This window comes from Pseudoalteromonas sp. 120-MNA-CIBAN-0494, assembly GCF_040308885.1.
Classification (GTDB): Bacteria; Pseudomonadota; Gammaproteobacteria; order Enterobacterales; family Alteromonadaceae; genus Pseudoalteromonas; species Pseudoalteromonas nigrifaciens.
Genome location: NZ_JBEOOE010000016.1, coordinates 53,600 through 74,346 on the forward strand (window position 1 = coordinate 53,600; position 20,747 = coordinate 74,346).

At 39.6% G+C, this 20,747-nt stretch carries 20 protein-coding genes and 1 riboswitch; of the genes, 12 read left to right on the forward strand and 8 right to left on the reverse strand.

Annotated features, from left to right (window positions below; genetic code table 11):
* Window position 1 precedes the first annotated feature (1 nt).
* Window positions 2-1,273, reverse strand: coding sequence for a hypothetical protein (locus AAEY55_RS11335; RefSeq protein WP_086993437.1), 1,272 nt, complete (start codon window positions 1,271-1,273; stop codon window positions 2-4).
* 231 nt (window positions 1,274-1,504) lie between these two features.
* On the opposite strand from AAEY55_RS11335, the gene nhaD reads away from it, so the two are divergent.
* Window positions 1,505-2,752: a sodium:proton antiporter NhaD gene (gene nhaD / locus AAEY55_RS11340; protein ID WP_089368114.1), complete on the forward strand. Its 1,248-nt coding sequence runs from the start codon at window positions 1,505-1,507 to the stop codon at window positions 2,750-2,752.
* 132 nt (window positions 2,753-2,884) lie between these two features.
* A riboswitch (Lysine riboswitch) is annotated at window positions 2,885-3,057 on the forward strand.
* Window positions 3,058-3,132: 75 nt separating this feature from the next.
* Window positions 3,133-4,524 (forward strand): lysine-sensitive aspartokinase 3, encoded by a 1,392-nt coding sequence (gene lysC / locus AAEY55_RS11345; RefSeq protein ID WP_172459232.1) that lies wholly within the window; start codon window positions 3,133-3,135, stop codon window positions 4,522-4,524.
* On the opposite strand, the gene AAEY55_RS11350 is transcribed toward lysC, so the two are convergent.
* Window positions 4,501-5,244 (reverse strand): 4'-phosphopantetheinyl transferase superfamily protein, encoded by a 744-nt coding sequence (locus tag AAEY55_RS11350; protein WP_086993429.1) that lies wholly within the window; start codon window positions 5,242-5,244, stop codon window positions 4,501-4,503. The genes lysC and AAEY55_RS11350 overlap by 24 nt on opposite strands.
* Window positions 5,245-5,417: 173 nt before the next feature.
* Between AAEY55_RS11350 and AAEY55_RS11355 the strand changes: the two genes are divergently transcribed.
* On the forward strand, window positions 5,418-6,743 hold the full coding sequence (locus AAEY55_RS11355) for a sodium-dependent transporter (RefSeq protein WP_011327935.1): 1,326 nt from the start codon (window positions 5,418-5,420) through the stop codon (window positions 6,741-6,743).
* A 53-nt stretch (window positions 6,744-6,796) separates the two neighbouring features.
* Here AAEY55_RS11355 and AAEY55_RS11360 read toward each other — a convergent pair whose 3' ends face one another.
* Window positions 6,797-7,291: a glutathione peroxidase gene (locus AAEY55_RS11360; RefSeq protein WP_089368115.1), complete on the reverse strand. Its 495-nt coding sequence runs from the start codon at window positions 7,289-7,291 to the stop codon at window positions 6,797-6,799.
* A gap of 118 nt (window positions 7,292-7,409) precedes the next feature.
* On the opposite strand from AAEY55_RS11360, the gene AAEY55_RS11365 reads away from it, so the two are divergent.
* The gene (locus AAEY55_RS11365) at window positions 7,410-8,291 is read left to right on the forward strand and encodes an NAD(P)-dependent oxidoreductase (protein WP_089368116.1); all 882 of its coding nucleotides are present in this window, start codon (window positions 7,410-7,412) and stop codon (window positions 8,289-8,291) included.
* A gap of 232 nt (window positions 8,292-8,523) precedes the next feature.
* On the opposite strand, the gene sbcB is transcribed toward AAEY55_RS11365, so the two are convergent.
* Window positions 8,524-9,969: an exodeoxyribonuclease I gene (sbcB, locus tag AAEY55_RS11370; protein WP_086993433.1), complete on the reverse strand. Its 1,446-nt coding sequence runs from the start codon at window positions 9,967-9,969 to the stop codon at window positions 8,524-8,526.
* A 343-nt stretch (window positions 9,970-10,312) separates the two neighbouring features.
* Here sbcB and AAEY55_RS11375 point away from each other — a divergent pair, with 343 nt between their 5' ends.
* Entirely contained in the window at window positions 10,313-10,720 is a 408-nt protein-coding gene (locus AAEY55_RS11375) for a hypothetical protein (protein WP_011327941.1), read from the forward strand.
* A 131-nt stretch (window positions 10,721-10,851) separates the two neighbouring features.
* Here AAEY55_RS11375 and AAEY55_RS11380 read toward each other — a convergent pair whose 3' ends face one another.
* On the reverse strand, window positions 10,852-12,021 hold the full coding sequence (locus AAEY55_RS11380) for an MFS transporter (RefSeq protein WP_011327942.1): 1,170 nt from the start codon (window positions 12,019-12,021) through the stop codon (window positions 10,852-10,854).
* 423 nt (window positions 12,022-12,444) lie between these two features.
* Entirely contained in the window at window positions 12,445-13,392 is a 948-nt protein-coding gene (locus tag AAEY55_RS11385; protein WP_192531460.1) for a sodium-dependent bicarbonate transport family permease, read from the reverse strand.
* A gap of 108 nt (window positions 13,393-13,500) precedes the next feature.
* Between AAEY55_RS11385 and AAEY55_RS11390 the strand changes: the two genes are divergently transcribed.
* The 5 genes from AAEY55_RS11390 (at window position 13,501) to AAEY55_RS11410 (ending at window position 17,160) form a co-directional block, all read left to right on the forward strand.
* Window positions 13,501-14,454: a LysR family transcriptional regulator gene (locus AAEY55_RS11390; protein WP_192531461.1), complete on the forward strand. Its 954-nt coding sequence runs from the start codon at window positions 13,501-13,503 to the stop codon at window positions 14,452-14,454.
* A 228-nt stretch (window positions 14,455-14,682) separates the two neighbouring features.
* Window positions 14,683-15,090, forward strand: coding sequence for a hypothetical protein (locus tag AAEY55_RS11395; RefSeq protein WP_086994199.1), 408 nt, complete (start codon window positions 14,683-14,685; stop codon window positions 15,088-15,090).
* Window positions 15,091-15,177: 87 nt separating this feature from the next.
* Window positions 15,178-15,681: a DUF962 domain-containing protein gene (locus AAEY55_RS11400; RefSeq protein ID WP_011327946.1), complete on the forward strand. Its 504-nt coding sequence runs from the start codon at window positions 15,178-15,180 to the stop codon at window positions 15,679-15,681.
* A gap of 51 nt (window positions 15,682-15,732) precedes the next feature.
* On the forward strand, window positions 15,733-16,524 hold the full coding sequence (locus AAEY55_RS11405; protein WP_089368159.1) for an SDR family oxidoreductase: 792 nt from the start codon (window positions 15,733-15,735) through the stop codon (window positions 16,522-16,524).
* Between the two features lie 42 nt (window positions 16,525-16,566).
* Window positions 16,567-17,160 (forward strand): DUF2238 domain-containing protein, encoded by a 594-nt coding sequence (locus AAEY55_RS11410; RefSeq protein ID WP_086994238.1) that lies wholly within the window; start codon window positions 16,567-16,569, stop codon window positions 17,158-17,160.
* Window positions 17,161-17,189: 29 nt separating this feature from the next.
* Here the strand turns inward: AAEY55_RS11410 and AAEY55_RS11415 are convergent, their stop codons facing one another.
* Both AAEY55_RS11415 and AAEY55_RS11420 read right to left on the reverse strand, forming a co-directional pair.
* The gene (locus AAEY55_RS11415; RefSeq protein WP_176359660.1) at window positions 17,190-17,612 is read right to left on the reverse strand and encodes an N-acetyltransferase; all 423 of its coding nucleotides are present in this window, start codon (window positions 17,610-17,612) and stop codon (window positions 17,190-17,192) included.
* Between the two features lie 453 nt (window positions 17,613-18,065).
* Window positions 18,066-18,245 carry a DUF6435 family protein gene (locus tag AAEY55_RS11420; RefSeq protein WP_041454400.1) on the reverse strand — a complete coding sequence of 60 codons (180 nt, stop codon included), beginning with the start codon at window positions 18,243-18,245 and terminating at the stop codon, window positions 18,066-18,068.
* Between the two features lie 227 nt (window positions 18,246-18,472).
* Here AAEY55_RS11420 and AAEY55_RS11425 point away from each other — a divergent pair, with 227 nt between their 5' ends.
* Window positions 18,473-19,516 (forward strand): FAD-binding oxidoreductase, encoded by a 1,044-nt coding sequence (locus AAEY55_RS11425; protein WP_350551327.1) that lies wholly within the window; start codon window positions 18,473-18,475, stop codon window positions 19,514-19,516.
* Window positions 19,513-20,565 (forward strand): acyl-CoA desaturase, encoded by a 1,053-nt coding sequence (locus AAEY55_RS11430; protein WP_058373214.1) that lies wholly within the window; start codon window positions 19,513-19,515, stop codon window positions 20,563-20,565. The genes AAEY55_RS11425 and AAEY55_RS11430 overlap by 4 nt, the downstream gene beginning before the upstream one ends.
* Window positions 20,566-20,747 lie beyond the last annotated feature (182 nt).

Below are 20,747 nucleotides of genomic sequence, written 5' to 3' on the forward strand. Positions count from 1 at the left end.
ATTACTCATCTGCCTTACTAGGTGTTTGCGGCTGTGAATTATAGGGATAAAGAGAAAAATACTGACCGGCAATTTTAAAGCGCGCTTTTTCATCGCTTTGGCTTTTTTCAAGCTCGTTGTCACTTACTAATTTTTGATACAAAAACAGCATTTCTTCGGCATCTAAATCGGGGTAACTTTCGTCTAAAAATTGCAGCAATGGTTGCGGCTTTTTACGTTTTGTATTGAAGCGTTTTGCAAAGCTGCTTTTAACATCGTTGTAATCGGGAATATTAGGCGTTTGAAAAGGCGGTACATCTTGCTGATCAGGCAATTGATATTCTTGATGCTCAAACTCAACCAAACTTGCCATATAGGCAACTATATGGCGTTGTTGCCCCAGCGAGTAACGCTGTGCGTCGCTCACAAAATGCGGTTGCACCGCAGTTAGCATGTTGTCTACGCCATTTTTACGCACTAACCCAAGCACTCTTGCAGCTTGGCGGGTAATTAAGTTATTACGGCGTAGTTCTTCACGCAGTGGCATAAGCATGTCGGCACTTTTACGCAGGCTTTCGCGGCCGATTAAATGCATTTCGAGAATACGGGTACGTAATTGCTCTAGCATGCGTTTGTCGGTATATGCTTTACCCGATTGCTCAATACGCTCTATTTGCGTACTAATTTGCTGCTCTATAAGATTAAAGCAGGCATGAAAATCGCCTCGAATATCAACCATTTCTAGCATTGGCTCTATGTATTCGTCAAACGCTTCTATTACCGCTTTATAACGCTTTTGCAGCGATTGCACCGCGTTATTAGATTTAGCTTGCTCAACAATATTTAAAATGGCGTTTTCGTTGTGTGCGTACAGTTTCATTATTTTGCGCACCCGATCATCCATAATACGGCTAAAACGGCGTAAGTCGTCAAAGTCTTCCACTTCGCCCGCGTTAGCTAAGCGATCGCCAAGGCGGGCTAAATCCTCTACTAATACGCTAATTTCTTGTGCTAAACCTAAATGTTCTTCTTGCAGTAAAAATGTAGCAAAGTCGGCAATGGCACGGTTTATTTCAAGCTGCGAAGATTTCGCTAAAGGAATTATAATATCTTGATTTAACAAGCGATTAGTTTCTTTATAAATACGCTCGTTATGCCATGTAGGTTGTTTTTGTTTAATGGCATTTTGCAAATCTTTAATACTAAAGTCTGCCATTTTAAAACGTTTAAATAATAGCTCTAGCACCCCCCAATGTTCGCTAAGGGTATTTAATAGCTTTTTAGCTGGGATCATAAGGCGTTTATACATCCTAGTATGTTGTTAAATAAGTAGCTAAATAAGCTAGTTATTCGTAATTTTAATAGCGCTGATAGCTATATGGTATTCGTTTTTACAACGATTTAATAATAGTTTTTACCAGGTCATAGTGATAACATCCGCACCGAAAATAGGCACACGAAATGTGCGGCTCTATTTTCTTCATAGGTTCAATTTTTACATTATTCCAAAGGTTGTTCAATTATCATGGTTTCCTCTATTATCCTGACTTTAATAGCGATTGCATTTTTGCTGATCGTTATTGAGGATATAATCCACGTAAACAAAGCTAAAACGACACTTTTTTTTGGTACGCTCTGCTGGATTATCTCTTTTATCTTCCCTATTAATGGGCAAAGCCCTGATACGATTCAATCACTCCTTAATCATAATATTTTAGAAATTGCCTCCTTATGGTTGTTTTTAATGGCGGCAATGACCTTTGTTGCCTATTTAAACTCAAAAGGGTTTATCGAAAATATTGTTAACCGGATTATGCCAAAACGAATTAGCGAACGTAAGTTAATGTTTTTGGTTGGTGTTTTTGCATTTATATTCTCTTCTATTTCCGATAACGTAACCGCTACGCTTATATCTTTAGCGGTGGTTTTATCATTAAAACTTGAAGCCAAAAAGCTAATTAGATACGCCACGCTGATTATCTTTGCGGTTAACTCCGGTGGTGTGTCGTTAATTACCGGCGATGTAACCACGTTAATGATATTTTTAGATGGCAAAGTAACTATTAGCAATTTGTTATTGTTAATTGGGCCAGCATTTGTAAGTGTGATGCTGTTAGCCGCACTGTTGTCAATTGGCTTAAATGGCCAGCTCGACTTTACTAAAACGAAGCAAAAACGCATTGAAAAAACCGATATTACAATTGCAGTTATCTTCTTATCTACGGTTATTGCTACCTTAACACTGAGTGTTTTATACAGTGTACCGCCATTGCTTACCTTTTTGTTTGGTTTGTCTATGATGTTTTTAGTAGCGCAATTTTTAATGCGCAAAAAAGACATAAACAAAGACATGATAGATTTCATTCGTGAAATAGAATACGACACCTTGTTGTTTTTTGTAGGTGTATTATTACTGGTAGGAGCGCTAAAAGAAGTTGGTATGTTAAGCCACTTTAGCGACCTGTACACAATAATGGCACCTGAATACGCAAACTATTTAATGGGTATATTGTCGGCAGGCGTTGATAACGTACCACTTACAGCCGCGTTATTAAAAGCAGATATAGTAATGACACAACAGCATTGGCTGTCGTTTACTTATGCCACAGGCGTAGGGGGCTCTATGTTAATTATAGGCTCAGCGGCGGGTATTATTGCCATGAGTAAAGTTAAAGAACTGACCTTTATGAACTACTTACGTTTGTCGTTTTATTTATTAATTTGTTACACCGTAGGCTATACCGGCTCATATTTAATGGCTGGTTTTGTTTAATATTAGTTATTAAAGTGCTTGACAGCTAGATGTCTAAACGATAACTTTCAAAGCCCCAGTAAAGTATTGAGCTTTTCAATATATTGCTGGGGTTTTGTTTTATTAGTGATTGCGAAAATAGCCATTAATACAACATTCAGAAGAGGTGCGATACTTAGGTATTTAATGTGAGGTGACGAACGCCGTTGAGCATTAAAGAGGGAAGTACTCGCCGAGAAAAATAACACGTCGTCGTCGTTGTTTTTCGGTTTATGGGGCTGAATCCTCAAAACTGTCACCAATATAGGTGGAGAGCTTCTGGCAGTGAATTTTCTTACCTTATATTTGCTGCCAAGTTCTTCTTGTTTTATTACGGTTTGGATGCCGTGAAAGGAGACGAAATGACAACCCAATCAGTGCCACATGTAGTATTAGGCAACAAATCAAATTATACCGTTGCTAAATTTGGCGGCACCAGCGTAGCTAACTTTGCAGCTATGGATCACAGTAGTAAAATAATAGTAGCAGATAAAAGCGTGCGTATTGTTGCACTAAGCGCCAGCGCAGGAGTCACTAATCATTTAGTTGAGCTGTGCAATAGCAGCCTTAGCGAAGATGAGCGCCAAGCGCATATTAACGGTGTGCTAGCGATTCAGCAGGCTATTTTAGCTGAATTGAGTTTAGATACCGATTTAGAGCAGGGCTTTGCCCAGACGTTAGCGGCATTTGAAAAACTAGCCAGCCAAACGTTACAAACAAAAGCGCTACATGACGAGCTATTAAGTTTTGGCGAGCGATTATCAACTTATTTATTTACCCAAGTGCTGCGCTCAAAAGGTTTAAATGCAATACGCTTTGACGTGCGTCAAGTGCTTAAAACCGACAGTCAATTTGGCAAAGCAACCCCTAATGTTGCAGCTACTGCACAAGCGGCAAGCGCATTACTTGTTCCGCTGTTAGACGATCAAGTAATTGTTACACAGGGCTTTATTGGCAGCGACGAACACGGCCAAACGACCACTTTAGGGCGCGGTGGATCAGACTACAGCGCGGCATTACTGGCCGAGGCTATTCATGCTAAAAGTGTACATATTTGGACTGATGTAGTGGGTATTTTTAGTACCGACCCGCGTTTATGTGTAAAAGCCACGCCAATTGCACGCCTCAGCTTTGACGAAGCCGCCGAAATGGCTACCTTTGGTGCAAAAGTATTGCATCCGGCAACTATTTTACCCGCCAGCCGCAGCCATATTAATGTGTTTGTAGGGTCGAGCCGTGAACCTGAGCGTGGTGGTACTTGGATTGAGCGTGAAAAGTCGCAACTGCCAGGAATCCGCGCAGTAACACAACGCAAAAACCAAATATTACTTACTCTTAAAAGCCCAGAAATGCTATTAGCTAGTGGCTTTTTAGCACGAGTGTTTACTATTTTAAGTGAGTTTAATATTTCGGTAGATTTAGTGACCACCTCTGAAATTAGCGTAGCAATAACGCTTGATAACGCGCCTAATGCATCGCGCCCAGAGCTTGATCAGGGGTGTTTAGATAAACTTGCTGAGTTTTGCCATGTATCGGTAGAAAATAACTTAACTTTAGTGGCGCTTATTGGCTCAGAAATACAGTTACGCCAGCATGAAATGAACTTAATGCAGGTATTAAGTGACTTTAATATACGGCTAATTTGCCACGGTGCAAGTAAGCATAACTTGTGCTTTTTGGTCGAGCAAGGCGAATCCGACAACGTAGTGCAAGCTATTCATAGCCGACTATTAGAGAGCGATTGCGCGGCCTAATACAGCTAAATTAATAAGAGAGCACTGCCAGTCAGTGCTTTTTTCACTCACTACACTTATATCAAACTTACCCACCACAGCACTGCTGGCATTAAGCTGTGAGCAAGTTAACTCAGTAAACACATTAGGGCTTAGCAACTTGGCAATAGGGCGGCTAGTGGCTTTAGCGAGCGCTTCTTTTAAGGTCCAAATTCTAAAAAAGTGTTTAGCTTGATCCTCTGCATTGGCAGGCTTGGTGATCAGCGCAATTTCATCGGTATGATAAAAATGCTTTGCGAGCTTTTCAAATGGGCGCTTTGTGCTTATTTTTTCAATATCGAAACCAAACTGGGCTTTTGTAGGGTTAAGTGCAGCGCCAACAAAACCATTAGAATGCGATATACAGGTATTAATAACGGTGTGGCTGTTATTAATGTGTAGCGCTAATTTACTTGTTTGTAGGTTAAACTCTGAACTTATATTACACGGCTTAATGCCCGCCATATTAGGGTGCGAGGTTATAACTAAATACTTAAGTAATAATCGCGTGGCTAAATATTCTTGCTTGGCCGATACACTTTTACGGCGGTTTATTATTTGCAGCTCAAAAGGGCTTAAATAATCAGGCAAATTATATTGGCTTATATCGAGCGTTTTAGCGTCAAACAATAAAATAGGGCTTTTATTGTTACTAAAAGGCTGATTAATTTGCAGGGTGTTTTTAAAGTAAAGTGAACTCATAAACGCTCAAAATAATAATAAATTTAATACCGATTACCTGCTTGTATGCATAAGCTGAACATATAGTGAGCGGTTGTTAGTTGTTGTGCGCGCTAGGTACATTTTTATTACTAAGGCGCGATGAAATATGGTTTAATTCACAACAGCTAAAATAATAACAGATTTGTAGGTGTATGACACAAGTGCGTGATGGTTTTCAAAGTCGACTTGGTTTTGTATTGGCCGCCGCTGGCGCAGCGGTAGGTTTAGGTAATATATGGGGTTTTCCTACGCAGGCTGCTAATCATGGTGGCGGTGCTTTTTTACTGGTTTACTTTATTGTTATATTTTTACTTGCTTTGCCGGCTTTATATACCGAGCTGTATTTAGGGTATTACGCCCAAGCTAATCCGGTAAAAGCACTTAGGCAAGCATGGCAAAATAAAGCCCCTAAAGTAGGCGCGGCTGCAGGTTATATTGGCCTTGGCGGCGCTATTGTAATGCTTAGCTTTTATTCAATAGTGGCGGGGTGGATGCTGTCGTATGCTATTGAACCCGTAACTACATTTTTAGGCTTTAGCGGCGCTAGCGAATTTTTACACAGCGACTCTGCGCTGCGTAATTTTGTGTTTACCCCACTTATGCTTATTTTAACCGCGAGTATTATTTTAAAAGGGGTTAAATCGGGTATTGAAACCTGGTCACGGCGTTTAATGCCGGTGCTACTAGTATTGCTAATTGGTTTAATTATTTATATTGCAACGCTAGATGGTGCAAGTGATGGCTTTGCAGCGTATTTAATACCTGATTTTAGCCAAATACTCGACCCTAACTTAATTATTGCAGCTATGGGGCAAGCCTTTTTCTCCTTATCGCTAGGTGTGGGCTGTATGATGATTTACGGCTCGTATTTAAAACCCGGTGCTAACTTACCAAAACTGACTGCCAGCGTAGCACTACTCGATACCAGTGTGGCCTTTTTAGCTGGTTTACTTATTGTGCCTGCTATTTATGTGGCGCAGCACAACGGCGTAGAAGTATTTAGTAACGGTAAATTAATTGGCGAAGGGCAGCTTATTTTTGCCATTTTACCAGCGTTATTCAGCACCATGGGCGATATTGGCTTATTGGTTGGTTTATTGTTTTTTGTATTAATGTCGATAGCCTCGGTTACTTCTACTATATCAACCACCGAAATTCCGGTGGCGTTTTTAGTCGAAAACCACGGCGTTGATCGCACTAAAGCTACGTGGCTGGTTAGTGGCGTAGTGCTAGTGTTTGCCAGCTTAATAATACTTAATTTTGATTGGTTATTTGGCTTGGTTATTATGGTATTTACCCAGTACCAATTACCGTTAATGGGGCTGTTTTACTTTGTTACAGTGGGCTGGTTATGGCAGCGCGGTAACAAATTACACCAAGCAACTAGCGGCGCGCATTACTGGTTTGCTCAGTACATACGTTTTGTTTGCCCAATATTAATGACCTTGGTATTTGCCAATGTGGCATTTAGTAGTTAAGCATTACTGCACGTTATAAATAAAACGGGAGCTTTTGCTCTCGTTTTGCTTTGTTATCTAGCTGTTAGCAATAACTGATTTTCAATTGCCTGCTTTAATGTTTCTGGCTTGGTGCGCGGCGCATAACGAGAAACAAGTTGGCCTTGCGAATTAATTAAAAATTTAGTGAAGTTCCACTTTATTACTCGTCCTTGCGAAATACCTCTGGTGTGCAGTTTTAAGTAATTAAACAAGGGGTGAGCTTCTGGGCCGTTTACCATTACTTTAGCAAATATTTCAAATGTAGTATTAAATTGCGCTTGATAAAAGCTGTTAATGGCTAAATTATCAAGCGGCTCCTTTTGGCCAAATTGATTGCACGGAAACGCTAAAATGGTAAATCCACTGTTTTTATACTGCTGATACAGTTTTTCTAAAGCGGTTAACTGCGCCGAAAAATGACATTCACTGGCAATATTTACAATAAGTAGCGTTTTGCCTTTTAACTGCTTAAAAGAAAAAAGCGCCTTGTTACAGCATTCTGCATTAAATTGATAAATACTATCCATAGATCACCTACTTAAATTCCTATTAAATAAACTTTATAAAGACTTCATTCGCTTTTTTATCAACCGATTGACATAATCAGGCATGGTTTTTAAGTTATCAGTTTAATAGGTCATTTTTATGTCAATGAAAGTAGCATTTATAGGTTTAGGCGTAATGGGTTACCCAATGGCGGGGCATTTAGCAAAAGCAGGGCACAGTGTGTGCGTTTATAACCGTACTCAAGCTAAAGCTCAAAAGTGGGCTAACGAATTTAGCGGCAGCTTTGCAGCTACTCCACGCGAAGCTGTAAACGATGCCGACATTGTATTTATGTGTGTGGGTAACGACGACGATTTACGCTCGGTAGTATATGGCGAAAATGGAGTATTAGCCGGTATTAAAGCGGGCAGTATTTTGGTCGATCATACCACTACTTCAGCAACAGTGGCACGCGAAGTGGCAGCAAAAGCAGCGTTATTAAAAGTCGACTTTACTGACGCGCCAGTATCGGGAGGCCAAGCTGGCGCCGAAAATGGCGTGCTTACGGTAATGGCTGGTGGCAGCGAAGCTGTATTTGCCAAAGTGCAGCCTGTTATGACGGCATTTAGTCGTTTTAGCCAATTGTTAGGTGGCGTAGGCTCAGGGCAATTATGTAAAATGGTTAATCAAATTTGTATTGCGGGTGCAGTACAGGGCTTAGCCGAAGGCTTACATTTTGCAAAGCAAGCAGGGCTTGATGGTGAAAAAGTAATAGAAACTATTTCTAAAGGCGCAGCCGGTTCGTGGCAAATGGAAAACCGTTACAAAACCATGTGGGCAGGGGAATACGACTTTGGTTTTGCAGTTGATTGGATGCGTAAAGACTTAGGCATAGCGCTTAATGAGGCTAAAAATAACGGCGCAACGCTAGCAATGACAGCCACAGTAGATGGGTACTACGCCGACGTGCAAGCATTAGGCGGTGGCCGCTACGATACATCAAGCTTACTTGCACGCATTGAAGCACAGCATAAAAAATAACGTTTACCTTGAGTATATCGTTGTAGACGCCAAGCTTGCGTGATGTGCAAAGCCCGTAAAGTGATTTATTCACCAAGAGGTTAAGAGGCGCTGCGCTTTTAGAGGAAGTGATAGATCTAAAAAGATCATTGTTGGTTTTATGTCTTCTCATTTACTTAAAACAAAAAACGCGACGCTTTAGTTATAAAGCGTCGCGTTTTTGTATGCGTTGTACCAATAAACTTAAAGCAAGCTACATGCTTTGTGCGTAGTTATATAAGGCTTTTAAAATGGTTAGGTTTTTTTCACTGTCGTCGTGCTCATGGGCTAAATTCTCAAGTGTGATCATAAAGTCTTGAGCGTTAATTGAGGGTTGATCTTCCCCGTGCATTAACTTGTTTTGACAATACTGACGCCATTGATCCAGCTCTTGCTGGTTAAGCGTTTGCGGCCAGTTACGAGCGCGGTATCTAAACAATAAAGTATTAAACTTTTTATTTTCAAAATCGAGTTTTAAATCGGCTAAGTCTTCGGGTTTTGCATCGCGAATAATCGCAAATTTAGCTTTATCTGCATGGCTAGTAAACCCATCGTAAAGTAAATAGTCAACGTTAGTTGTTGCGCTGTAATCGCCTTGTTCGTTAAACACCTCAGTTACTTTATCGCGCAACTCGCTATTGGCTTTTAACACCGCCAAGTTTTTTAAACATTGCTCGCGGTCAATGCCTAAACGCGCTGCATTTTCAGGTAATAACGTTTTAGCAGGTGCTAAAATAGGGCACTTGTTTAAATGCACTAGTTTTAAGCCTACGGGTAATTCGTCTTCAGCTAAATCAATACGCTTGGTATATAAACGTTTACGTAATTGCTCAACACTTAAATCAATAAGTACTTGTGGGCTTTGAGTTAAATCAAAACAAATTACGGCATTTTTATTTACCGGATGAAAGCTCATAGGTGCAACCCAGCTAGTACAGCCTTGCGTTGCTGGAATGCGTGAGCTGGTATGTACGAGCGGGGTCATGTTAAATACATCAACCAACTCAGCTAAGGCTTTTTTACCACGTAAACTAAAAAAGAAGTTATACAGCTTCGGCTGCTTGTCTTTTATTAGTTTAGCCAGTGCAATAGTAGCGGTTACATCGCTTAGTGCATCGTGCGCCGCAGCGTGTTCAATACCGTTGGCAACGGTTAAATGCTCTAACTTAAAGCTTGGGCTACCGTCTTCTTTTAACGGCCATTCAATGCCCTCTGGGCGCAGTGCATAACAAGCACGCACTAAATCAATAATATCCCAACGGCTGTTGTTGTTTTTGTATTCGCGCTCGTACGGATCGTAAAAGTTACGATAAAAGCTATAACGGCTTACTTCGTCATCAAAGCGAATACTGTTATAACCGGCAACACAGGTATTTGGCACACTAAATTGTGCATGAATTTTTGCTATAAATTCAGCCTCAACCAAGCCTTTTTTCATCGCCACTTGTGGCGTAATGCCGGTAATTAAACACGCCTCAGGATGCGGCAAGTAATCCGCCTGCGGTTTACAGTATTCAATAAGCGGCTCACCAATAATATTCAAATCAAGATCGGTACGAACACCCGCAAACTGGCTCGGCTTATCCTTTTGCGGACTAGCCCCCCAAGTCTCGTAGTCGTGCCAGTATATTGTAGGTTGATTTTGCTCTTGATATGCCATGCGTAAAACCTTGAGTAGTTAACTTTAAAGCGCCAAAAATAGCGCCAAGTTACTAAAATTATGAATTATTTAGATTATGGCATATGGGCGGGGGAGTTTATAGTTTTGGGTGAAAAATGATGTGCTTGCTTTTTAAGCATAAGTGAAGCAAAAAGTAAGTAGAGGGGCTACGACAACTAGATAAATTATATGAGAGTAAATTAATGAATCATCACTAGACTAAAGTCTATAGGTTAGTTTTATTCACCTATCGAGTTTATTTTAATCGTTTGTCGATTTTGTGTTAATTCTCTAAAGTTCAGTTGTCGGCAACAAGCACGACTTAACTAATAGGACTATGACCATGAAATTAACACTTATCAAAACTATCGCTCTTAGCTCACTACTTACATGTTCAGCTGCTGCAATGGCTGAGCAAAGTGATTACAAATTAATGGTTATTGAAACCGCAACTGCACCACAGCAGTTGGAGCAATCGTTTAACAGCTGTGCGCTTAACGTTAAGTCAAAAAATTACGCTGAAGCTGAAGCCGTGTGTACACAAGCAATTGCACTATTAAATAATGCACAAGGCTCTAAGTTTAAACTACGCCAGCTTACATCGTACGCGTTAAGTAACCGTGGTGTTGCACGTTTAAAAGCAAATAACGAGACTGCTGCAATCGCTGATTTATACGAGGCAGTGCAGCTTAATAAAAACGCACTTGTATCACATAACTTAACGCGCGCTAAACAAGAGCTATCTTTATAAGAAGCATTAAATAGCAAAGATTAAAAAGGGCGATGCCTTTATAAAGTATTATTATTAATTGTGAACAACAAAAAATGCCGCTCATTTTACTGAGCGGCATTTTTGTATTACTAATTTATGTGGTTGCTAGCTTAGCCTGCAACGGGTGTACTGCCTGTTGGAATGTCTTTCATGCTTTTAATTAGCATGTAAATACAGGTGGTGGCTAAGCAGCCGCCTAAATAAAGTAAAATACCATCGCTTGCATCAGAGAAGTTAGCTGCAAGCATTGGGCCTAGCACAGAGCCTAAGCTGTAGCTTAAAAGCATGATTTCGGTTGCTGATACAATTTTAGCCATAGGCAAAGAGTCGCAGGCGAGCGTAATGGCAATAGGATAAAGTGCAAAGCTTGCTGCCCCTAACACTAAATAGCTAACAACTAAGCCGCTAAAGCTGGTTGCTTGCAATATACCTAACACACTTGCTGCACCTAAAAAGCAAAACATTGCCATGAGTAAGTTTTTACCCATACGAGTAGATAAGTAACTTACAAGTGGCTGTACTAACATGCCGCCAAGAATAATAATTGCCATTAACAAACCTGTATATTGAGCTTGCTCGCTTTGTGCTGCGATATATACAGGCATTAATCCGTAAATTGGCCCCAGTAATAACCCCGACGCTAAGCAACCTAATATTGCTGGGCGGCTAAGGGTTTTAATTTCTTTTAATGGCAGTTTTTGTAGTTCTTGGCTATCTGGTTGGCCTGATGTAATTAATAACGGTGCTAAAATTGCTAGCAATAATAAACCAACTACAAATAAGTAGGGCACAGCACCTACCGTGCCTAGCGGTGCTATAGCAAGTTGGCCTACTGCGCTGCCGCCATAAAGCGAGGTCATGTAAAGGCCTAAACGTTTAGCACGAGCTTTAGGCGTGTTGGTCATTAATAACCACGATTCAACCACCACAAATACACCTGCAACGGCCATACCGGCAACAAAACGCGCCATTAACCAAACCCCAGCTTTAGGCATAACTAGCTGAGCAAGAACACTTAAAATTAATAAACTAAGAAATAAAATAAAAGCAAACCTGTGGCCTATTTTTACTACTATGCGTTCAATGCATGTAGCGCCAATAAGTAAGCCAAAATAAAATACACTCGCTAGCCATGGGGCAAGATCTACATCGAGTTTAAATGCCGATAGCGATAGCGGGATCAGGCTCATTAAAAAGCCAGAAGCTATAGCAAAAAAAGACAAACCGATAACAGGTGCTAACGGGTTATTTGACTTGCTAGTAGCAACGAATTCTATCATTAGAATTATCCGATTTTAAGGTCATAAATAAACGCTGTTTACCGACTCTGTTTTAAGGCGATTATTTAATGTTGGTTGATTTTGCGGCGAATGTAGGACTCTTTTGAAAGGAAGTAAAGTGATTTTTTATTAATCAATGAAAATAAATTTTTAACTGCACAATTACGTAAAATAAGCGCACAATTGCGACGTGTTTGTGTTTTAAACGTATTAAAATTGTATGGTTTTTGTTATTTTATTTGCTTGGTTTAATGCGATAAGAGCAATAAATTTAAGCTATTGAGCAAACCATTAGTAAGTGTTTTTAAGTTATAAACAGTTGCGGCACAACAAATAAAAGTAACAGCCTTTAAAACGATTACTTTTATGTGTTGTAAACGAGCGGTTTTAATTTATGCAGCCGAGTTAAAACTAAACGTTTGATTACTGCATTAGCAGCGCTAATTGATGATACAAACCAATACCTATTAAAACATTAAACGGAAAGGTAATACCTAAAGAGCACAGCATAGCAAGGCCAATATTCGCTTCTGGAATAGCGGCTTTTATGGCTGCAGGCGCTGCAATGTATGAGGCACTGGCAACTAGGCTCCCTAAAACTACAATTGAACCCATTTCCAGGTGTAAAAGTGTACCGACTGCTACGCCAAGCGTGCCCAAAAATAAAGGGGTAATAATAGCAAATAAAGCTAACTTCCAATGATGCCAAGGCACAGGGCGCAAAGTTTGCGCTGCGGTTAAACCCATTTCAAGTAAAAATAATGCCAGTACAACCTTAAAGCCGTTAGTTAATAAGCTGGTAACTTGGCTACCTTGTTGCGTGCCGTACATTATGCCAATAATTACACCGCCAACGAGTAAAATAACGCTTTTATTGGTTAGCGCTTCGTGCCAAACCGCTTTTAAAGACAGCTTTTTAGCTGTCGCACTTTCTTTATTAAATTTTCTATATATTAGCAGGCCAACAATAATGGCCGGCAGCTCTAGCATCACTAAATATAAAGTTACTTCAGCGCCTACAACCAAACTAGACGACTCTGCGTAGGCAAGCGCAACAGCAAATGTACCCGCACTAACAGAGCCATAATGCGCCGCAATACTGGCACTATTAGCATGAGAAAGTGTAATAACGTACTTTAAAATAGGGTACAGCATTAAAGGAATAAGCCCCCCAAGCAGCATAATGGCCCCCATTTCAGGGAGTAGTTGCCAATTTAAATTACCGTGTAAAACCATACCGCCTTTTAAACCAATAGTAAGCATTAGCAGTAAGCTTAGGGTTTCGTAAGTGGCTTTGGGTATAGCAAGATCAGAGTGTATAAGTCCGGCGATTAAACCTAATATAAAAAACATAACAACAATATCGGGCACGGTGTTTCCTAGCTATAAAATTAAGTGGCGCTATTGTAGAGAAAACTTTGTATAGTAAATAATAAAATGAACAGTGGTTATATATAGATAGCTATCTATGAGGTGGGTATGGATTTAAGGCATATATCGTTTAGATTACTAGAAGTATTTATGAGTGTAGTAAAAACCCGCTCGTTAAGTGAAACAGCAAGGCAGCTTTATTTAACGCAACCTACTGTTTCACTTCAAATAAAGCGCTTACAAGAAGAAATAGGAGAGCCACTAATAACTATGCAACAGCAAAAGTTACAGGTAACCGAGGCTGGCCTTGAGCTATTTAGAACCTGCAAGCAGGTGTTTGCTCATTTTGAAGATTACCAAGATTTTTTAGCCGAATTACGTGGAGGCGAGCGAGGCCGATGTAAAATTGCCATGGTAAATACGGCGCAATATATTTTGCCTAAATTACTCGGCCCATATAGTAATTTGCATCCGCATGTAGAGTTACCGCTGGAAATAGGCAATCGCGAAGAGGTATTAGCTCGCTTTGAGCGTGGAGAAGACGACATTTACGTTTTTAGCCACCCACCATCGTTAGAGCAAGCCCAAGCTGCTCGGTTTTTACATAATCCATTAGAATTTATAGTGCCTAATAATCATCCTCTATTGAATAAAAAAAACGTAACGTTGGCGGACTTAATGTCATATCGATTTTTACTGCGTGAAAATGGTTCTGCCACACGTATGCTATTTGAAAGTGAGCTACAAAGTAGGGGCTTAGTACTTAGCGACGGCGTTAAAATGGCGAGTAACGAAGCCATACGGGTTGCAGTATCGTCGGGTATGGGAATTAGCTTGCTGTCGCATCATGTTTTACCAAAAGGTGATAATAGCTATACAAAACTGCATGTGATCGACACCGATATAGCCAGCCAATGGTACTTTGTAATGCGTACCGACAGACACATTTCGCACGCAGCGCGCAGCTTTTTAAAGTTTGCCCAAGCTAATTTAGAGCACTACCTTGATACTAAATGGGTACGCAATGAACTCCATAGATTACATTTAGAACCTAAAACTTAAATTAAATAAGCAGTCGTTATGTTGCAATATAACTACTTATAATAGTTATATTGCTATCAATACATGGTTATAAAAACACCCATAATACTTAGCTCTAACTATTTATTATTTTGCTTTTATTTTAAATAAAGCTAAGTAAGGTTTAAGTTTAGATTTTGTTAGGGCTTTTTTACTTAGTTGGAACTAAAATTGCTGCATAGCTTGTAACGCAACAATGGATTTGAGCTAATGACAACAATAACGTTTAAAAATCAATACAGTAACTATAACTCCTCTAGTGTAACTAAAGCGGCAAGCCCAAGCGAAGTTGCGGCAATCAATCCCCCCATTGATGAAAAAGCAGGTGATGTTAAAGGCATAAACTCAGCCCCTAAAGAGCAATCATTTTTAGAAAAAGCCCAAGAAGCGCTTGTTTATCAGCGTTTAGGTGTAAATAAAGACAAAATAGACGAGCTAAAAGCGGCAATAGAGGAGCTGACTAAAGAGTTACAAGCGCAAGGCGCTGATCTTGATGTAATTGCAGATAAAATTAACGAACTTGAAAAAATGCTTGAGCAAGAATACCAACAAGGGCGCGATCGAATGGATATGAAACCTCAGCATGAGCCGGGGAAAATAATTTTTGCACTTATTTAATTTACATAATATTGAATAGTTTACATTGTTATTGTGCTTACTTTTGCTAAGGTAAAAACTTATAACAAAAATAAACAAGGATTACTAATGAAAACCCTGCAGCAGCAACTAGGTAACTACGGGCTTTATCACCGCTCAAAACGCAATGTACTCACCCACCTGTTAGGCATTCCGCTCATTGTATTTGCCGTATTGTGCTTATTGGCGCGCATTCAGATCCCGTTGGGAGGCCTTGTTATAGATGGCGGACAACTTATTGTATTTGTATCAGTTGTGTATTATTTAATGTTGAGTGTGTCGTTGGGTCTTATTATGGCTGTGCTATTAACTATATTACTTGTGGGCGCGCAACCTATTGCAGCCATGGCATTTACGCCTTGGTTAACGATTAGTGTAGGGCTGTTTGTATTTGGTTGGATTTTACAGTTTGCTGGCCATTATTTTGAAGGTAAAAAACCCGCGTTTATAGATGATATATCGGGGCTTATTATTGGCCCTTTGTATGTTACTGCAGAGCTATTATTTATGTTGGGCTGTTATAAAAAGCTAGAGCAGCAAGTAACCGATATTGCCGGCCCAACCAAGCCATAAACACAATAACTAACGTGCTGTAACTAAAGCATAAAAATACGGTAACAAAGTATGAATTATAATAATAAAACAGTGTGGATCACCGGTGCGTCATCGGGCATAGGTAAGGAGCTGGCAATACAGTTTGCAGAGCTAGGTGCTAGCGTTATTTTATCGGCGCGTAATGTTGAAAAACTGACAGCGCTTAAGGCTGAACTAAAAGGAGAAGGGCATTTAATATTGCCACTCGATTTAGCAAAGCCCGAAGAAGTATTAAGTAAAGTTACCGCGGCAATAAATGAGTTGCCCGCAATCGATATTTTAATTAATAACGGTGGCATATCGCAGCGTAGCTTATTTTTAGAAAACGACTTTAAAGTGTACCGCCAATTAATGGAGGTTAACTATTTTGGTTTAGTGGCATTAACTAAAGCGGTACTGCCCTCTATGGTTGCAAGAAAAAGTGGCTCGGTTGTGGCTATAAGTAGTGTGGCAGGAAAGGTAGGCTCTAAACTAAGAACCGGTTACTCAGGCACTAAATTTGCTGTGGTGGGGTTTATGGATTGCCTGCGCGCAGAAGTAAAAGAGCATAACATTCATTGTTTAACAATTTGCCCAGGTTTTATAAAAACCGCGATTGCGCACAACTCATTAAACCCGCAAGGTGTTGCACAAAATAAATCTGAGCAAGCTATAGAAAATGGCATGGATGTTAAAGTAGCCGCATCAAAAATGATTAACGCTATTAATAGCAAAAAAGATGAAGTGATTGTTGGCCAAGGCTTAAGTGGTTGGGCTCCTACCATTAAACGCTTTTTTCCGCGTTTATTTAACCGTTTAACAGCTAAAGTTAACTTTAAATAATACCAAAATTCAAGAAAGCTATAGTTGAGTGTAAAAATGATAATAAAGTATATATGGCTCGGATTATTTTTTAGCGTGCTGATCTGGTCGGGTATAAACCCAAAAGATCAATTTACTTGGTTTTTAGAAGTGCTACCAGCCATTATTGGTGTGGTAATTATGCTTGGCACCTATAAACAATTTAAGTTAACCCCTATTTTATATTGGTTTATTTTAGCGCATTGTATTGTGTTGATGGTAGGCGGCCATTACACCTATGCTGAAGTACCGCTATTCGATAATTTATTTGGCAGTGAGCGCAATAACTACGACAAAGTAGGGCATTTTTTTCAGGGCTTTGTACCTGCATTACTAGCACGCGAAATTTTACTGCGTAAAAATGTAGTTAATGGCAAAGGGTGGCTCATTACGTTTATTATTTCGATATGCTTAGCCTTTAGTGCTTTTTATGAGCTACTAGAGTGGTGGGTGGCATTGTTGAGCGGCGAAAATGCCGAAGCATTTTTAGGCACCCAAGGTTATATTTGGGATACCCAATCAGATATGGGATTAGCACTATTAGGTGCTATTTGCTCGCTGTTAGTACTTTCTAAAGTACACGACAAGCAGCTAAAAAGCGTTAAAGATTATGGATGAGTTATTATGCTTAGGCTTTATAGCGCTTGTTAATAGATCTTTCGTGACATATAGAAAAACCGGTCTTCTTCTTTGTCTATTACGAAGCCATTTCTCGTATACAGATGATACGCAGGGCTAATTTTAAAAACTCGTAGTCTAAGTAAATTAACACCAGCTTTAATCGCTAATCGTTCGCACTCTGCTAGAGCAGCTGCCCCAATTCCCTTATTTTGAAATTTCTCACTAACCTGTATATCTCGGATATAACATCCTTCATTATCAAAGGCTAAACGAATTGCGCCAACGAGCGAAGTATTATAAAGAATATCCCAATTTTCTAAGTCTACAATTTGCTCTTGTATATTAGATTGTTCCCAGCAAACCGAATAATATTCATAGTATGAACGCATATTTTTATATGTAATATCTGCCGATGCATAAAGATCGACTGTTGCTTGATATGAAATCACTGCAAATCTCCCTGCTTTAATTACTTATATGGATAATGAGTCCCACTTTTTGAGTTATCACACCCCAAAATAGCGTGTATTATATTGTTCAATAATTTCACTTAAAAACGTCTATGTAAACAATTGTTTATGCGGGGTATAAAATAAGTTTTACTGTTATGCCTAAAACAACTTTTAATAAGGTTATAGGGCAAAATATAAATACGGTTTTAATGCGCAGTAGTTGTCGCTTAATAATTTATTTGGTTTTATTGAGTGGGATTTATTTAGTAGTTAAGTTTTTAAGTGGTTTTTTTGGGGTGGGGAGGCTGATTAATACTTATTTGCTGCTTTTACTTGAAAGTAATCAGAAAATACCACAACGGTATAAAAAGAAAGTTTAAATTTATGAGTTATTTTACTAAACGCTGCCCGGTGTTTTTAATGCAAAGAGCCGCGTTTAACTATATGCATTTACTTAGCTTTTTTAGCCTCAAGAGTTTCTATTTCACTCCAAATTTTTTCGGCCTCGGCGCTTAACATAGCGTAGCTTTTAATATCGCCTTTACGCTGTGCCTGCATGCCTTGCTCTAATTTTGCGTCGTACTCTTTGCGTAGTTTTTTGCTTGGATCTGATTTAAATATCGAAAACATGCTTACTCTCTTAATTACTTTTAATGTATTTGCTTGATTGAGTATACATACGATGCCGCGTGGAAAATCGATTATTAAAGTATAAATTAGTCCTGCAGCTAAATATTGAATAATTACTCTAACAGGGTTGAAATCACAAATATTGAGCGTACACTTGTGCGCTGAAAGTTTGGGCGCACACGTGTAAGCCCAAAGTGTTTTGAATCGCAATAGAGAATTAAGTGCTTATGATCACGCAAATATTAGATCAATTTTCAAAATGGTTTTTACATCATCAAAGTTTTGCCAGTTATATAGAGCCAATTATGCAGGTGTTTAAACCCGCATGGCGCGCAGGGCAATATAGAGCCCAAGTAGTTGACGCAGTTACCCTTAATGGCAATTTTTTAAGTGTGCAACTTAAACCAAGTAAGCAATGGCCTAAGCATACTGCTGGGCAGCATATAAGTTTAACCCTTGAAATTAACGGGCGATTATTAACGCGTGTTTTTACTGTGGCTTCAAGCGCTCAGCAATTTAAAAATACAGGGTTAGTGCGTTTACTAATCAAAACAAATCCACAAGGGCGTTTTACAAGTTTACTAAATAACACCTTAAAAGCGGGTTTGTGGTGCAGTATTTCTGCGCCAAATGGCGACTTTGTATTTAAAAACACACATACACCGGCCACTTTTATTGCTGGTGGGTCGGGCATTACCCCCATGCTGGCTATGCTTGATGATTACCTAAGCCAAACCACGCAAAAGGTGTTGTTAGTGTATTACGCAAAAGTAACTGAGCATCAATGTGTTGATGAGCTGAGTGAACTGGCGGCGCAGTTTGCGCATTTTTCGTTTTTATTATTAACGCGCGAGCAATCAAGCGATATAACCTGCAATATTAAACCATGGGAAAACCCCGATATTTATTGCTGTGGCCCTGCAGCCTTTATGCAAACGGTGAGTGACTTTGCTAAAAAGCATGATTTAAATTACTACCAAGAGGCATTTGGTTTAGCGTTGCCGCGCTTAAAAGACGACAGCCAATTTAATGTAAAAATTAACAGTGGCGCGCATGTGGTATTGGGCAACGATGTTTTGCTAACTCAGTTTGAAGAAAAAAAGCTACCCGTTAAACGTGGTTGCGGCATTGGTATTTGCCATCAGTGCCAATGTATTAAAAAGTCGGGCGTGGTACGCAATTTAAAAACCGGTGAATTAAGTGATAGCGGCGAGCAGTTAATTCAACTTTGCGTAAGCCAAGCGGTAAGTGATTTGGAGCTACAATTATGAAAACCATTAACTTTGAGCAATTAGAAAAAGAATTAAATGCCATAAAAATGGATACCCTTGGCAAAGTAGGCCAGCAAGATGCTGATTATATTCGCGCTGTTGTACGTAAACAGCGAGTATGCGAATGGAGCGGGCGTATTTTACTTATGCTTGGTTTTATTGTGCCATTACTGTGGGTTGTGGGTGTGCTGTTACTCGCCCTTGCTAAAATTTTAGATAATATGGAAATTGGCCACAATGTAATGCATGGCCAGTACGATTGGATGAACGACAAGCAACTTAATTCACAAAACTATGAATGGGACATAGCCTGCGATGGACAAAGTTGGCACCGAGTGCATAACTTTGAGCACCACACATACACCAATATTATAGGTAAAGACCGCGATTTTGGTTATGGCTTATTAAGGTTAAGTGACGATTTTAAATGGCGTTTAAAAAACACGTGGCAATTTATAACCTATTTAAATTTAAGTGTGTTGTTTCAATGGGGAGTGTCGTATCACGAACTGGCAGGCGAGCGCGTGTTTATAGGTAAAAAGAAGCCACACCGCGATGGTGCCGTATTGCATAGCACCTTAAAACAGCGCTTTTTTAGTAAAGGCGCGCGCCAATTAATTAAAGATTATGTGATATTTCCGTTACTTGCTGGGCCATTATTTTTGTGGGTATTAGCGGGTAACTTAGTAGCAAATTTAATTCGTAACTTATGGACGTCGACCATAATATTTTGTGGTCACTTTACTGAGCAAACCCATACTTTTAAAGAACAAGACTGTGTAAACGAAAGCCAAGGGCAGTGGTATTACCGCCAAGTATTGGGCTCGTCAAATATTAAAGGGCCGCGTTGGTTTCATGTATTAACCGGGCATTTGAGTTTTCAAATTGAGCATCACTTGTTTCCAGATATGCCTTCGTCGCGTTATCAAGAAGTGGCACCGCAAGTACAAGCAGTATTGCAAAAACAAGGCATTGCCTACAATACGGGAGGGTTTTTTAGTCAATATGCCTCGGTGTTAAAGCGTATATTTCGGTATTCTTTTAAATAATGATTAATAAAGTAGCTGTAACGGTAATGCCTGCATTAAATAATCGGTTAGCGTAAAGGCGTTAGCTGATTATTGCATTAAAGTGTTGAAAATGGCTTTTTTGATTAAATAACCATCACTACATGCAAAAAATTCTTCTAATTAATTAAAAAACAGGCTGTTTTGCTATGGTTAAGTAGTAG

Coding starts and splice junctions, on each gene's coding strand:
- nhaD (WP_089368114.1), top strand. CDS start 1,505: ATGGTTTCCTCTATTATCCTGACTTTAATAGCGATTGCATTTTTGCTG.
- sbcB (WP_086993433.1), bottom strand. CDS start 9,969: ATGGCATATCAAGAGCAAAATCAACCTACAATATACTGGCACGACTAC.
- AAEY55_RS11405 (WP_089368159.1), top strand. CDS start 15,733: ATGAATTATAATAATAAAACAGTGTGGATCACCGGTGCGTCATCGGGC.
- AAEY55_RS11355 (WP_011327935.1), top strand. CDS start 5,418: ATGACACAAGTGCGTGATGGTTTTCAAAGTCGACTTGGTTTTGTATTG.
- lysC (WP_172459232.1), top strand. CDS start 3,133: ATGACAACCCAATCAGTGCCACATGTAGTATTAGGCAACAAATCAAAT.
- AAEY55_RS11395 (WP_086994199.1), top strand. CDS start 14,683: ATGACAACAATAACGTTTAAAAATCAATACAGTAACTATAACTCCTCT.
- AAEY55_RS11360 (WP_089368115.1), bottom strand. CDS start 7,291: ATGGATAGTATTTATCAATTTAATGCAGAATGCTGTAACAAGGCGCTT.
- AAEY55_RS11420 (WP_041454400.1), bottom strand. CDS start 18,245: ATGTTTTCGATATTTAAATCAGATCCAAGCAAAAAACTACGCAAAGAG.
- AAEY55_RS11380 (WP_011327942.1), bottom strand. CDS start 12,021: ATGATAGAATTCGTTGCTACTAGCAAGTCAAATAACCCGTTAGCACCT.
- AAEY55_RS11425 (WP_350551327.1), top strand. CDS start 18,473: ATGATCACGCAAATATTAGATCAATTTTCAAAATGGTTTTTACATCAT.
- AAEY55_RS11335 (WP_086993437.1), bottom strand. CDS start 1,273: ATGATCCCAGCTAAAAAGCTATTAAATACCCTTAGCGAACATTGGGGG.
- AAEY55_RS11400 (WP_011327946.1), top strand. CDS start 15,178: ATGAAAACCCTGCAGCAGCAACTAGGTAACTACGGGCTTTATCACCGC.
- AAEY55_RS11430 (WP_058373214.1), top strand. CDS start 19,513: ATGAAAACCATTAACTTTGAGCAATTAGAAAAAGAATTAAATGCCATA.
- AAEY55_RS11350 (WP_086993429.1), bottom strand. CDS start 5,244: ATGAGTTCACTTTACTTTAAAAACACCCTGCAAATTAATCAGCCTTTT.
- AAEY55_RS11375 (WP_011327941.1), top strand. CDS start 10,313: ATGAAATTAACACTTATCAAAACTATCGCTCTTAGCTCACTACTTACA.
- AAEY55_RS11390 (WP_192531461.1), top strand. CDS start 13,501: ATGGATTTAAGGCATATATCGTTTAGATTACTAGAAGTATTTATGAGT.
- AAEY55_RS11365 (WP_089368116.1), top strand. CDS start 7,410: ATGTCAATGAAAGTAGCATTTATAGGTTTAGGCGTAATGGGTTACCCA.